15 protein-coding genes and 1 tRNA gene are annotated in these 13,079 nt (G+C 61.7%); 6 read left to right on the forward strand and 10 right to left on the reverse strand.

Going from position 1 to position 13,079, the window contains the following annotated elements; translation table 11 throughout:
* The first annotated feature begins 126 nt into the window (after positions 1–126).
* From H9L13_RS02810 to msrB, 3 genes are all read left to right on the forward strand, one after another.
* The gene (locus H9L13_RS02810) at positions 127–717 is read left to right on the forward strand and encodes a sigma-70 family RNA polymerase sigma factor (protein WP_235091109.1); all 591 of its coding nucleotides are present in this window, start codon (positions 127–129) and stop codon (positions 715–717) included.
* Positions 714–1,445 carry an anti-sigma factor gene (locus H9L13_RS02815; RefSeq protein ID WP_187538845.1) on the forward strand — a complete coding sequence of 244 codons (732 nt, stop codon included), beginning with the start codon at positions 714–716 and terminating at the stop codon, positions 1,443–1,445. Before H9L13_RS02810 ends, H9L13_RS02815 begins: the two co-directional genes overlap by 4 nt.
* 63 nt (positions 1,446–1,508) lie before the next feature.
* Positions 1,509–2,012 carry a peptide-methionine (R)-S-oxide reductase MsrB gene (gene msrB / locus H9L13_RS02820; RefSeq protein WP_187538847.1) on the forward strand — a complete coding sequence of 168 codons (504 nt, stop codon included), beginning with the start codon at positions 1,509–1,511 and terminating at the stop codon, positions 2,010–2,012.
* Here the strand turns inward: msrB and H9L13_RS02825 are convergent.
* Positions 2,009–2,332, reverse strand: a complete 324-nt coding sequence (locus tag H9L13_RS02825) for a hypothetical protein (RefSeq protein WP_187538849.1) — start codon at positions 2,330–2,332, stop codon at positions 2,009–2,011. The two genes, msrB and H9L13_RS02825, sit on opposite strands and share 4 nt — an antisense overlap.
* Before the next feature lie 101 nt (positions 2,333–2,433).
* Between H9L13_RS02825 and H9L13_RS02830 the strand changes: the two genes are divergently transcribed.
* The 3 genes from H9L13_RS02830 to H9L13_RS02840 all read left to right on the forward strand — a co-directional run bounded on the left by H9L13_RS02830 (position 2,434) and on the right by H9L13_RS02840 (position 4,068).
* Positions 2,434–3,315, forward strand: a complete 882-nt coding sequence (locus H9L13_RS02830; RefSeq protein WP_187538851.1) for an aldose 1-epimerase — start codon at positions 2,434–2,436, stop codon at positions 3,313–3,315.
* Positions 3,316–3,406: 91 nt separating this feature from the next.
* Positions 3,407–3,499 (forward strand) — tRNA-Ser (locus H9L13_RS02835).
* Between the two features lie 161 nt (positions 3,500–3,660).
* Positions 3,661–4,068 (forward strand): hypothetical protein, encoded by a 408-nt coding sequence (locus tag H9L13_RS02840; protein ID WP_187538853.1) that lies wholly within the window; start codon positions 3,661–3,663, stop codon positions 4,066–4,068.
* Here H9L13_RS02840 and H9L13_RS12575 read toward each other — a convergent pair.
* The 9 genes from H9L13_RS12575 to H9L13_RS02885 all read right to left on the reverse strand — a co-directional run bounded on the left by H9L13_RS12575 (position 4,052) and on the right by H9L13_RS02885 (position 13,044).
* The gene (locus H9L13_RS12575) at positions 4,052–4,822 is read right to left on the reverse strand and encodes an HGGxSTG domain-containing protein (protein WP_223176471.1); all 771 of its coding nucleotides are present in this window, start codon (positions 4,820–4,822) and stop codon (positions 4,052–4,054) included. The two genes, H9L13_RS02840 and H9L13_RS12575, sit on opposite strands and share 17 nt — an antisense overlap.
* Entirely contained in the window at positions 4,819–5,583 is a 765-nt protein-coding gene (locus H9L13_RS02850; protein WP_223176472.1) for a hypothetical protein, read from the reverse strand. Before H9L13_RS02850 ends, H9L13_RS12575 begins: the two co-directional genes overlap by 4 nt.
* A 50-nt stretch (positions 5,584–5,633) precedes the next feature.
* Entirely contained in the window at positions 5,634–5,924 is a 291-nt protein-coding gene (locus H9L13_RS02855; protein WP_187538857.1) for a hypothetical protein, read from the reverse strand.
* Positions 5,921–6,121, reverse strand: a complete 201-nt coding sequence (locus H9L13_RS02860) for a hypothetical protein (RefSeq protein WP_187538859.1) — start codon at positions 6,119–6,121, stop codon at positions 5,921–5,923. Before H9L13_RS02860 ends, H9L13_RS02855 begins: the two co-directional genes overlap by 4 nt.
* Before the next feature lie 176 nt (positions 6,122–6,297).
* A complete protein-coding gene (locus tag H9L13_RS02865; RefSeq protein ID WP_187538861.1) occupies positions 6,298–6,486 on the reverse strand; it encodes a helix-turn-helix domain-containing protein in 189 nt (62 codons plus the stop codon).
* Between the two features lie 163 nt (positions 6,487–6,649).
* Positions 6,650–7,345, reverse strand: a complete 696-nt coding sequence (locus tag H9L13_RS02870) for a hypothetical protein (RefSeq protein ID WP_187538863.1) — start codon at positions 7,343–7,345, stop codon at positions 6,650–6,652.
* Between the two features lie 1,213 nt (positions 7,346–8,558).
* A complete protein-coding gene (locus tag H9L13_RS02875) occupies positions 8,559–9,806 on the reverse strand; it encodes a tyrosine-type recombinase/integrase (RefSeq protein ID WP_187538865.1) in 1,248 nt (415 codons plus the stop codon).
* An 877-nt stretch (positions 9,807–10,683) separates the two neighbouring features.
* On the reverse strand, positions 10,684–12,285 hold the full coding sequence (locus tag H9L13_RS02880; protein WP_187538867.1) for an FMN-binding glutamate synthase family protein: 1,602 nt from the start codon (positions 12,283–12,285) through the stop codon (positions 10,684–10,686).
* Between the two features lie 174 nt (positions 12,286–12,459).
* Entirely contained in the window at positions 12,460–13,044 is a 585-nt protein-coding gene (locus H9L13_RS02885) for a J domain-containing protein (RefSeq protein ID WP_187538869.1), read from the reverse strand.
* Positions 13,045–13,079 lie beyond the last annotated feature (35 nt).

Below are 13,079 nucleotides of genomic sequence, written 5' to 3' on the forward strand. Positions count from 1 at the left end.
AACCCATGGCGTCCGGTTCCCCCTGTGTCCGGATGCCGCCTGCGTGGGAGGACATTCGTGCATAGCCTCGTCATTGCGCGCGCTCCTCCCACCAGGCTTCCCTTTCGATTTGCCGCGGCATCGTCCATGAACAGCACGATGGACCGCGCGCAGGCAGAGCCGAAGCCCGACAGGCCGCGCGATGTGAGCGAGCTGGCAAACCTGCTCGACTCCACCGCGCGGGGAGACCGTGCAGCCTTCGCGGACCTCTATCAGAGAACCTCCGCGAAATTGTACGGCATTTGCCTGCGGCTGCTCGGCAGCCAGGCAGAGGCGCAGGACGTGCTGCAGGACGTTTACGTGACGGTTTGGCAGAAAGCCCATCGGTTCGATCCCGCGCGCGCGAGCCCGATCACGTGGCTCGCCGTGGTCGCCCGCAACAAGGGAATTGACCGCCTGCGCCAGCGGCCTGTCCAGGTCGAGGAGCTGGAGGCGGCGGCTGGCGTCCAGGACGACGCCCCATTGGCCTTCGACATCATCGACCGCGAGCGCGATTCGGCGCGGCTGACCCATTGTCTCGACGAGCTCGAGGAACGTCCGCGCGCGATGATCCGCTCGGCCTTTCTCGATGGTGCGACCTACCCCGAGCTTGCCGAGAGAGAAGGCGTCCCGCTGGGGACGATGAAGAGCTGGATCCGCCGCGGGCTGCAACGGCTCAAGGGATGCCTGGAACAATGAGCGGCCCCGACCCCTTCGACCGCGACGAACTCGCCGGTGAATATGCGCTCGGCGTGCTGCGTGGGGCGGAGCTTGCCGGCGCAAGGGAGCTCGTAAAGACAGACGGCGAATTCCGCGCGGCCGTTGCCGAGTGGTTGGGTCGCCTTGCGCCCCTGCTCGATCAGGTGGAATCAGTCGATGCCCCGCCTTCGGTCTGGCAACGAGTCGAGGCGCGGCTCGCTGGTGCGCAGGGCGAGGCAAGCAATGTCGTTGCGCTGAAGCGGCGCGTACGCGTTTGGCAAGGTGCGGCGGCGGCGGCGACGGCGCTCGCCGCATCGCTCGCCATCGTGCTGGCCCTTCCGCGCGAACCCGTCGCAGCGCCGCCCGTCGCGCAAGCACCTACGCAACCGCCGCCACCGATGGTCGCGATGCTCGGCGACGACCAGGAAACGAAGCTTGTCGCAAGCTGGGACCCGGCCGGCCGGCGGCTGATCCTGGCGGTGGCCGGCGACATGCCCGACGATCCCGCACGAGCGCACGAATTGTGGGTCATCCCCGCCGACGGCAAGCCGCGTTCGTTGGGCACGATGCAGGATACGGAACGAACGCACGTCGATCTGGCCGATGCGCTGGCGGAATTGATGCGGCAGGGCGCGACCATCGCCATTTCGGTCGAGCCGCGCGGCGGCTCGCCCACCGGCCAGCCGACCGGACCGGTGATCGCGTCGGGAACGCTGGAAGGCGCCTAGTCGCTGCGTCCAGTGGCGCCGGTTCATCGTAGCTTAGGCACGGTTGCGGCAGAGAGGAACGACATGACGGACAAAGCGATTGATCGGCGAGGGCTGCTCGCCGCCGCCGGCGTGGCGGTCGCGGGCATTGCGGCGCTGCGCTGGCCCCAGGCGGGCGAGGCTGCGCCCAACCGCCGCTTTGCCGTCAACCATTCGCCGGCGGAATGGCGCCGCCTGCTCGGGCCGCAGCGCTATCGCATCCTGCGCGAAGCAGGCACCGAGCGTGCCTTTACCAGTCCGCTGGACAAAGAAAAGCGCCAAGGGACGTTCGTTTGCGCCGGCTGCGCGCAGCCGTTGTTCAGCTCGGCGACCAAGTTCGACAGCGGCACCGGCTGGCCCAGCTTCTGGCGGCCGCTGCCGCGGGCGACCGTGACCAATAAGGACCGGATGCTCGGGATGGTTCGGACGGAGGTGCTGTGTGCGCGCTGCGGCGGCCATTTGGGCCATGTGTTCGACGACGGGCCGCGGCCCACCGGCCTGCGCTATTGCATGAACGGGCTGGCGATGCGGTTCCGGCCGGCGGCCTAAGCGACGATCCGCAGCGTCCCGCGCTTACCCGGCGCAGCGTAACATACGACGCCCAATTCTTGCTGCAGCCGCTCAAGTTCGCGCGCCTTCGCCGCCTTCTGCGCGTCTGCGTAGCGTTGCTCCAGCTCGGCTTCCTCCGCGGTTTGCGGGCGCAGGTAGCTGATGGTGATCCGGCGGCCGAACACGTCATCGCCGCACAGCCGCATCTCGGGCTCGGCATCCGGCGGCAGGGTGGCGCGGATTTCGGTCAGCCGTTCGATCAATTCGTCGATCGAGGCCTGGTCCGCAATCTCGACGAATTCCTTGACGCGCCTGCTCATGAATGACCCTCCCCGGCCTCCAGGCGTTGAATTATCCATTGTCGGATTCCCGACGCAACGGAGGTTTCGAACTTATCCCCAAAAGAATTGGAGGCGGCAGAATGACATTGGATGCGGTTCGCCTTGAAGCCGGCGCATTGCGCCTCGAACTCGCGCCGGAAATCGGCGCAAGCATCCAGCACTTTTCGTGGCATGCGGGTGAGCAACGCGTTCATATTCTTCGAAACGGCGATCGGGCCGGCGGGGTGCTCGATGCCAGCTCCTTCCCGCTGGTGCCGTTCGTTAATCGCATCCGCGGCGGTCGCTTCACCTTCCGCGATCGGGAGGTCGTGCTGGCGCCGAACATGACCGGCGACCCCAGCCCGCTCCACGGCCAGGGCTGGTTGCGGCCGTGGAGCGTCGACCGGGTCGATGGGTCGCGGGCCGTCCTGAGCTTCCACCACGAGGCCGCGGAATGGCCGTGGACTTATGCGGCCGAGCAAGCCTTCTCGCTGGATGGCGAGGGGCTGTCGATCCGCCTCACCTGCCGCAATCTGGACACGGCGCCGATGCCGTGCGGGCTTGGCCAGCATCCCTATTTTCCGTGCGGGGCTCAGACGCGGCTCGCCACGAAGGTCACCTCGGTATGGACGATTGACGCCGACGTCCTGCCGGTCGCCAACGTGCCTGCCGATGGGGCGTTCGATCTCGCCGATCGGCGGGTCTGCGGCCAAGGGCTAGACCACGGTTTTGGCGGGTGGGGTGGGGAGGTTGCGTTGCGCGACCCCGCGTGGCCCTGCGACCTTCGCTTGTCGTCGCCGGACGCGCGTTTCTTTCAGCTTTATTCGCCGGTGGAAGGCGGCATCTTCGTCGCTGAGCCAGTGACTCATGCCAACGCCGCTCTCAATGCGCCCGAGGCGGAATGGGCGGAGCTTGGCCTCGAGGTGCTCGAACCGGGGGAGACGATGCACCTCGACATGCGCCTTGATGTCGTGCCCAAGTAGCGGCTGCGGTTGAAGGATCGGAAACGGGCTTATATAGCCCGCGGCTTGCTGCTCGCGCGCGGCCCTCCGCAGGGTCCGCGCGCTTCGCACCGGAGACGTGGGTGAGTGGCTGAAACCAGCGGTTTGCTAAACCGCCGTACGGGGATTTCCCGTACCGAGGGTTCGAATCCCTCCGTCTCCGCCACTGCGCTTTGATTTACAATGATATTTTATGGTTTGGCGGCGTCGTTCCCAAAACCGCTCCCCTAAAATGATGTCGCTTATGCGTCCGAGCCGCCTTGCATCGGCGTGGTTTTCGGTGCCGTATTCCGTTAGCCTTGCAACCGCATCGGCTGGGGGTGCCCAATGAAACGGCTTATCTGCGCGGCAGTGTTGGCGGTGATGACTGCCTCTCCGGCGATCGCGGGGTTGCAGTTCGCACCCTATGAAGGACCGGCGGCAGAGAAAGTCGGAGAAGGGGGCACGAAGATCACAGTCGCGGGAGTAGACTTTTGGACGACTGGCACGCCTCCCCGCCGCTACCGCGTTTTGGGTATTCTTACGGACACTCGTTATGAGGCGTGGGGCAAAAAGGCGGTTGGCAGCAAAGGGGTGGCCGCGCGCATCCGAGAGCTTGGTGGGGACGCTGCTGTTGTGCTTGGCCGCCAAGACCGCTCGTCCGGGGCCTACGTGCTACCGATGGGACCATCCGTCATCGGCGGTGAAGACGTGAAAACAACAACCGATCTTCAGATCATCAAATATCTCGACTGAGAACTCCTGCCAGGCGCGAGATCGCCTTCACGTATCGCACCGCCTCCAGCGTCTTGGCCGAGTAGCCCCCGTGCTTCCAAGCATTGCGATTGCCCTTAGGCGCGCCCGGATTGGTCCCGCCGTGCATTCGACACCTTTTCCGGCCCTTCACGGCTGGGGATTGGCACTCCGTTCCCGAGCGGGTCCGGGCTAGGCAGCGAGGCGCTTGCGCGAGCCGTTTCGGCTGCATGGCATTGATCGGTGTTTCCGGCTCCCGGCCCCCGGGTCCGCCCTGATTGAATGTATCTGCGACAATCGCCTGTCCCCCATCGTTAACGTGCACCACCGTCACCGTTTGCTTCCCGCCCCGTTTGACGCGGGCGAGTGTCTCGACGGTTGTGCGGCATTGGCTCTGCGCCTTGGCAGCAAGGTTCGTGTAGCGATCCGCAGCTTCAGGATATTCGCCCACGTTGAGGATGGCCCGCCTGCTATATTCAGTGAACATACTGTCGAGTGTGAGCGCCTGAGCGGTCAGCATGTCGGTCAGATCATCAAGGTTGCCGGATCGCACCTTGCCGCACATTCCGGCGACGATTTTGAGCGTCTCGTCATACTCAATACCGCCTCCGCAGTGCGGCGTGGCGAAGCCCTGAGCGCTGAGGGCATTGCGGCCGACCGTGCCCATGCCTAGCTCAGCAATCATCTGCTTGCGGGTTTTGCCGTTTTCCAAAGGCACTTCGACTTTGGCAACTTTCCGGTCGTTCGGTTCGCTCATCGCTGTTGCTCCGTTCGCGCCTTTGCGCCGATGTTTTGTGACGTGCCGCACCTTTTGCCGATGATGCGCCCGCCCGCTTCCAGCCGCTCCAGTCGGAACTGTGCGGCCGCTTTGTCGCTTGCACCTTTCAGCAGGTAGCCAAGCGCGGCATCGAGATTGATTGCGTGCAGCTCAGGATTGCCCTCTTCCAGTCCGAGCCGCCCGCCAATCGGCTTGCTGTAGATCACGCGCGCCCGGTAGGGCTGGCCAGTTATTCGTCGGAGCCAGCCGCGCTGAAGTGAGGCGACAGTCTGGACCAAGTGGGCGGGCACGTGCGCCAGCAAGTGGCAGTGACCGCCTTTCCCGTCGCCGTTCTCATGCACCCAAAGCCAAGCCGTTTTGCTTCCGTGCCGAGTGAGGCATTTTGTCAGCAGGTCCGTGAAGCGGCCGGTGGCCTTCGCCATGCCCGATAAGGGCACTCCAGCCGCCTCCCAGTGAATTGTGAGCATCCGGGTAAAGGGAAGCCCTATCGCTACCGAATAGCCCCCAGCAGCGCTTAAATTGGCGATTTGAGCGGCCGAGAGGGCATAGCTGACCCGCTCGGCACGGTTGCGCGCTCCGCCCCGGCCGATGCTGCAAGCGGAAAGGGCTGCCCCACCTAATGTAAGATAACTAATTGCATGAGGCGTGCCACTTGGCGGGATCGGCGCATTTCCGCCGTTCACCGGCTGGAGCGGCGCAATTGAAACTTCACCGAAACCGCAATCCCGGTGAAGTTTCAAACGCTGCCCCTGCGCAGCACTGTTTGACCTCCGGAGCACTGTGCCAGCGATCACGCGGCAACCCAAACAATGGCCAGCTTGCCCGTGCAGTTCGGCCTCCGCTGCCCACTGTCCCGGATCAGCCCTTTGCGCTTCAGTTCGCTTGTGCGCGGCTGGATTGACCAGCGATCCATTTCCAGGCTCGCGGCCAGTTCGTCGGCGGTAAGCCCGTCTAGGCCAGCGTCGCGGATCGCGCCTTGTGCCAGCCGCTGGAGCCGCCCCAACTTCGGCGCGAGCGCCCCTGCCGAAGCGATGGAGGTATCCACGTTCCGGTGCCCCGGTGCATCAGGATAGGTGCTCATTCCGCGCCTCCTTCTGCCAGCGACGGCAATTCGGCTCGCTCAAGCAATTTGGCGAGCCAGTCGGTCTGAGCTTCGCTCATGGGCGTGGAATCGACGGCAAGCTGGCCTAGGAACTGTCCCGCCTTTCGGCTGAGGCGTGAACTGCCGTTCAGCAGCGCGAGTGCGGCCGCGCGCTGAGTGAGGAACGGCCCCCTCATTGCGCCCTCCCTTCACTACAGCGGGCGACAAACTGCTCGCCAAGGTGAAGCGCGATCAGCGCCGGGAGTTGTTGCCGTGAGGGTGGGAGAGGGCTAAGACGATCACGCAACCAGCCGCCAAGTTGATTGCGCGACGCCCCGCCCTCGTGCGGGGTTTCGCATATCTGGAGCATGGCTCATGCCTCCCCAGCGATCAGAGCGTGCAGGCTCTCGGCCGGAATGACGGTTCGCCCCCCAATCCGAACAGCCTTCAAGCGATTGGCCGCGATATGTGCGTAGAGGGTTGTTCTGCCTAAGCTGGAAACCTTCGCGGCTTCCTTGATCGAATAGGCGAGCTTCGGAGCTTCAGCGGTTGCAGTTTGCATTTGCTTCCCCATGCCGCTCTCGCGGGATTGCGAGGGCGTTCATGGGCAAACCAGTTAGGCCATAGACGTTCGGCGCACAAAACCACTTAATTGGACTGCGCTATTGACCCCTCGGAACGGAAGCGGAGTTTTCTACCCTCGGAACGTAAGCGGACTTTCGTCCCTAGCTTTGAGCACCTAGCGACTTACCCGATAGTGCTTGCAGGTAGTTCGGGATCTCGGGCATTGCGATTGCCTTGAGGCTGGCCAGTCGCACCGCCTCCTCGATTTGAGCGAAAGACATTGAAGGCTCCGGCGGCCTGCCCTCTCGCGCCTCAAAATCTGCAAGGGTCGACCTGGCTCGTTCCAGCATCGACTGCCACGGGTCCATATCAGGCAGGGACGCAACAGCCTCAAGCGCGCGAAGATGATTTGCGTAGGGAAAGCCGTCCCGGCTCATGTTCTCAGCGGTCACGAATACGAACCAGCGCCGATCATAGGGACCGCGCGATAGCTTCCGCTCGATCCGCTTGTGAGTTGAAACGATACTGTGGCCCGGCCGACGCTCTGCAAATGTCTTCGCAATCGAATAATTCGAGCGGGTGCTGAAAGGGTCGCCGCCGTTCAGCCATTCCAGCGCATCCTGCTCGATAACGTCCTTCAGCTCCCGCCAGTCAGGCTCACGCGGGCGGCCGGTCTTAGCCTTTGTCAGCTCCTTCACTGCTGCTTTTACAGCATCGGCTCCATACCGCTGGACAGCCCTCCGAATGTCGTCATTTATCGTCGGCCCGACGAGGTCCATCTTGGGGGCATAGGCTAACAGTGCGTTGACAGGCGCGGCGTCGGTAGGTGCTGCTCGCTTCGGTGTTTCGTCTGCCAAGTCCGCCTCCCAAGCGGCTCCCAAGGTGAGACGGGGAAGCACGTGGGAAGCGCGCTTGTCGGCTGGCCGGCCTATCCCCGCGAAAGAATAGGAGAACAGAACGGGAAGGCGCAACTACGCCGCGAGTCTTTTCTGACTTTGAGGCTCCAAAGCGGAAGTTCCGCTTCCGACCCAAAGCGGAATTTCAGGCTATGCCGTTCCTCCGCTAAAAACCGCGAATAGAGGTGATGGCTTGCTCAATTGATCGGCAACTTTCTGACGTCGAACATGTCGCCCGTACGCTGATGCCATGCGACGCATCCCCTCTGCGGGGAATGAACGCATGGACGCTTCTTGTTGGGCTTGAGAGGCGGAGCAACTGGGCTCTGACACCATCGACCAGGATGGTGGACAAACCGCAACTTGGACTACGGCAAGCCCAAGTTGGCTCAGTGGTCCAGGTTTCCACTGTCATGCTCACACCATCACCATTGAAGTAGTGACGACGCGTATCTTCACCTGCTTCCCACCTGCTGACCCAATGCGCAGGTGGTGAAATGGTGAGCGATGGAGTTCCGTCTGGCCGCGTTCGCAAGGCGACGATGTGCTCTAAACCCGGCACTGTCATAGTCTGAACGACACCAGTTCGGTCTGCCGGCCGTGGGGCGGCGGATGTATTCGGGATTGGTCCTTTGCAGCCGGTGAGCGCGAGGAGAGCTAGTAAGACACAACGCTGGTCCATGTTAATGTAACTAGGCTCGCTCATGTCCGCTTTCCACCCATTCACGACATTAGGGGCTTAGGTCTGCTCTCGACCCATTGCGGACATTCGGGTTTGCCGTAGTTTGCCCGTCATGCGCCTCTTCAACGCCCTTGCGACAGCGTCCTTCATAGCGTGGGCTATAATGCTGTGGAGCACAGGTCAGCACACCCGATGGTTAGGCGATAACAGCCGAGAAGCGCTGCACCCTGCCCGCATGATGTTCTACGTAGGTGTGCCGGCGCTCATGCTGCTACTTACGTTAGGCTCCGCCGCTGCAACCAGATTTGTTGGGCGGAGAGCAGCGGACTACAGGGGGGACCACTCTCATCGGCTCGCGCCCATTCCGGTCTTCTGCTTGCTGCTTTTGCTACCTTACCTGATGGTGCTTTTCATCGTGGGCTAAGGTCCGCTTTCCACCCCGTGCGGACGTACGGGGCGGCGGCTGTCTCGACTCAAAGCAGACGTTTAGGTTCAGAAAGCGGCCACACCCCTGATCGGCGTAACGTTCTCGCCAGCCGCTTCGCCGCGAGCGCAAAAGGCCGCCCAATCGTCCATGAGCCGCCGCCGCTTGTCGAACAGATCGCCGCGCCGATAGGCCCGCTCGACCTTGTTCTCGATCGTGTGCGCCAGCGCCATCTCGGCAACTTCGTGCGCGTAACCGGTGCACTCCGCTGCCCAGTCGCGAAAGCCGGAGCGGAAACCGTGCACCGTCGCATCAACGTTCATACGGCGCATCAACATGCTCATCGCCATGCCCGACAACTTGCCGCCCCTCGCGCCGGGGAACAGCCATTGGCTTCCGAGCGGCTGGAGGCTCTTGAGGATTGCGACGGCGCGGCTGGACAGCGGCACGCGGTGTTCCTTGCCCGCTTTCATGCGCTCGGCGGGAACGGTCCAGAGCGCCTTGTCCAGATCAACCTCGCCCCACTTCGCGCCGATCACTTCGCCGGAGCGGCTGGCCGTGAGGATTGTGAACTCCAGCGCCAAGGCGGCGACGGCTTCCCGCTCGTGCAGCTTGGCGACGAACGCCGGGATTTGTTCATAGGCAATGGCCCTGTGATGGCCGCGCGACAGTCGTGTGCGAGCGGGTAGGATTTGCGCAAGATGGCCGCGCCAGCGCGCCGGGTTCTCGCCTTCGCGGTAGCCGCGCGCCTTGGCACTATCGAGCACGGTTTCGATCCGGCCGCGAATGCGGCTGGCAGTTTCGGCTTTACCTCTCCAGATCGGCTCCAGAATCTTGAGCACGTGCGCCGTGCCCACGTCTGCCGCCGGCAGCTCGCCAATCACGGGATAAACATAGGCGTCCAGCGTATTGCGCCATTGCTGCCGGTGCTTCGGGTTCCGCCAGCTTTCCTCGTTCGCCGCGATATAGGCGTCCGCAACGTCGCGAAACGTGGTGCCCGCCACCTTCGCCGCCTGAGCCGCCGCAAGAGCCTCAGCGGCCTCGCGATTGCGTTCCTCAAGCGGATCAATGCCAGCCTTTACCTTGAGCCGGAGCGCCGACGCTTTGTCGCGCGCATCGGCCAGCGTCATTCCGCCTTGGCCAGCCGCGCCGATCCCCACGTCGCGCGCCTTGCCGTTGAGCATGAAGCGATAAACCCATGAGCGCGCGCCGCTCGGCTTCACCAGCAGGTGCAGCCCTCCGCCGTCCGCATGGCGTCCGGCCTTGGCATTCTTCACCGCTAGAGGGGTAAGCGCATTGCTGAGTTTCTTGGGCATAACGGCTCCATTCCCATAACCGCTCCCCGATAATACTCCGGTTTTATGGGAACGCAACCGAACGGATTGGAACAGTTAGCTCATCGCTGCTTCGCTAAATGCTCGCATTTCAGCCGTTTTTCCGAACTGATGGGCACGCGCTCGGACGGTAGTAAGGCGGACTCCGTCTCCGCCAATCAGCCCACCTAAAGCGGCCGGGATTTGCGCCGAACGCACCCGCGCAGCGTCGCGGGTTCACACGATCCTTGCTCCTCCTCGGAAGCGTCTTTTGGCGCCGCACATTTCCCTGATGAAGGCCGATTTACAGGGAAAGCGAAACCCAAGCAGGGATCCACAGCGGGTCTCGAAAGGCGCAGACGCTGGTTTTGCGCCACTTATGCGTAAATATTCCCTGCAAATTCTAACAGGGAATTCGCACGGCGGATCAGCGAAGCACCCTTCGCACCAGTACGATCAACTGGGAATGCGCTGAGCTGAAACTCTGGCCATTCTCATTCGGTGCTCGTCGAGCTATAAGCGTCGCACCTCGAGCAGATAGCAGGTCTCAGACCTCGCGCAGCACGGGGACATCCAAAACCGCTTCACGGTCGTGAAGGGGTGGGTTTGTCCTGCTGCGCACGACATCGCTCCACCTCAGCCGATCGCGAAGACCTTTGAAGGGTATCCGCGACTATGAGACCTACATCCAAAAGCTCGGCGATAGGGTCGCCCAAAGACCTGACGATCGACCTGAACGAGCTTTCCACAAAGCTGGTCGGACCAAATCAAAAGGCGGCCCAACTAGGGGTGCTGGGCCGCCTTCGATTGGAAGTTGAACCGTTCTAGAAGCTGAGCTCTAAGAATCTGTGAAGGGCAGGGTGGAGTCCCACGCTTCTCGTCAAGCGGCAGCTCCCCCAAAGTTATCGGCTCGTGCCATTCGCCAAGCCGAACCATAAAAGTCGCGACGTGTCGCATCCGACAGCAATTCGCCCCGTTCCAGAAAAACGTGAAGCTGAGAGAACATCCGGATCTCCGTCAGGCTGACCCTTCGCACGAGAAGATGCGGTCCAATGGCGCTAGGATGATCCAGACCTGCAGCTCCCAACATGTCCGCAAGAGCCGAGAGCGTGTTGCGATGGAAGTTGAACACTCTTTGCGCCTTATCCGGTACGACAAGAGCTCGCTGTCTGAGCGGATCCTGCGTCGCCACGCCTGTAGGACAGCTGTTGGTATGACATGTGAGAGCCTGGATGCCTCCAAGCGCAAACATAAAACCGCGCCCCGCGTTCGTCCAATCCGCACCCAGAGCCAGCACCGCGGCGATGTCGAAAGCACTTACGACCTTGCCTGCTGCACCGATTTTGATGTTGTCGCGAATGCCCGCGCCGACCAGGGTATTGTGAACGAATAAGAGACCCTCCCGCATAGGAGTGCCAAGGTGGTCCGCGAATTCGAGCGGTGAAGCACCGGTCCCACCTTCTGCGCCGTCGACGACGATGAAATCGGGATAGATCTTCGTTTCGAGCATGGCTTTTACAATGCCCATGAATTCCCAGGGCTGACCGACACATAGCTTGAAGCCGATGGGCTTGCCGTCAGACAGTCGGCGCAACTCTTCGATAAAGCGCACCAGCTCAAGTGGAGTTGAGAAGGCGGAATGTTTGCTTGGGGAAACACAGTCACGGCCCTCGGGAACCCCCCGCGTTAGCGCGATCTCCTCGGTGACTTTTTCGCCAGGCAGGATCCCGCCGTGCCCCGGTTTCGCGCCTTGGCTCAATTTGATTTCGATCATCTTGACCTGTGGGTTTGACGCTTGGTCTACGAAGCGATCTCGATCAAAGCGACCATCGGAATCGCGGCACCCAAAATAGCCACTGCCGATCTCCCAGATGAGATCACCCCCATGTTCTCGGTGGTGCGGACTGATGCTGCCTTCACCGGTGTCATGGGCAAAGTGGCCAAGCTTGGCTCCCTTGTTGAGTGCGAGAATTGCGTTCGCACCCAGCGACCCAAAGCTCATCGCGGAGATGTTGAAGATAGATGCGCAATACGGCTTCCGACACTGCTCGTTTCCAATGTTGATGCGAAACGACGTTGGGTCGGCGGGAGGCACCGGTTGCGCGGAAGGAGCGATGAATTCGTAGCCGGATTGATACACATCGACCAAGGTGCCGAAGGGGAGGTCACTAACCTCATTCTTGGCACGTGAATAAACCAGCGATCGCTGGCTGCGGGAGAAGGGGCTTTTCTCACTGTCCCCTTCGATAATGTACTGCCGGATCTCAGGCCGAATTTCTTCGAAGAACCATCGAAGGTGTCCCAAGATCGGATAATTGCGTCGTACCGAATGCAGTGGCTGAGCCAGGTCGTAGAGGCCCACCAGGGAGAGGAACGTGCTGAGGGCGAAAACGGGAATGGCCCAAAAGTCTGGGAGATAGGCACCTGCTACCGCGGCAGTCATTATCGCCAACGCCAAAGGCGTGAAACGGGTCAGGAACATCGTGGCCAGGTCCTCAGACGTCGCAGGGAGTTCCTACCTTGAGGCACGGCATCACCAAATACGAATCGGATTTCGGCTGCAATTGGTGATGCGCAGCGAGCGCTCGCGGTGCGACGGTTAAGCCTAGCCTACGTTTTCGCGTTTTTGGCGTGAGGTCGATTGATCCATAGACCCCTAGGGCGCGTTAGTGGCCCCATCAGCGGAATTCGCGATGAGCAGCTTTTCAACTCTGGCGGTTCGCGAGGTGGATATGACCTCGTCGACGCCCTGAATCGTAATCGCAAGAGTGCCTTGCTCGGTGATCTGGATGAAGCCCTTTTCCTTCAGATACCATTTGTGAAATTCGAAGTGTTCGTGGGTGCACCCAAGATAGTCTTGGAGATAGTACCCAACGACGCCCGGATTTGATGCATCGTCTCGGCGGCGCTTGTATAGAAAGACCAGGATCTTTGTGTGATCATCCGCGTCCCGAAGGGCTTGAAAGCCAGCAAGGTTTTCCGCCTCGCCCTGGTCGCACGTAAAATGCGGTTGTGCGTAGCCAGCATAAGATGAGTCGAAACCCTCGCGTTTTTCCGGATCGCGAAGCGTCTTGTACGCCTCGGTAATCTCGCTGAATTTGGCAGGATCAGCCGTGACCGTGTGATCCGGATGATAAATTTTCGCCAAGCGGCGGTATGCGGCCTCAAGGGCTTTGACATCGCAATCAGGAGCGACCTGCAATATTCGATAGTAGTCTTTGAACGAGTCCTCCGGGAGCACGCTCAGAGCCGTCCGGACAAGTTGCGGATGGTTTG

It is taken from the genome of Sphingomonas lutea, assembly GCF_014396785.1.
In the GTDB taxonomy this organism is placed as follows: domain Bacteria; phylum Pseudomonadota; class Alphaproteobacteria; order Sphingomonadales; family Sphingomonadaceae; genus Sphingomicrobium; species Sphingomicrobium luteum.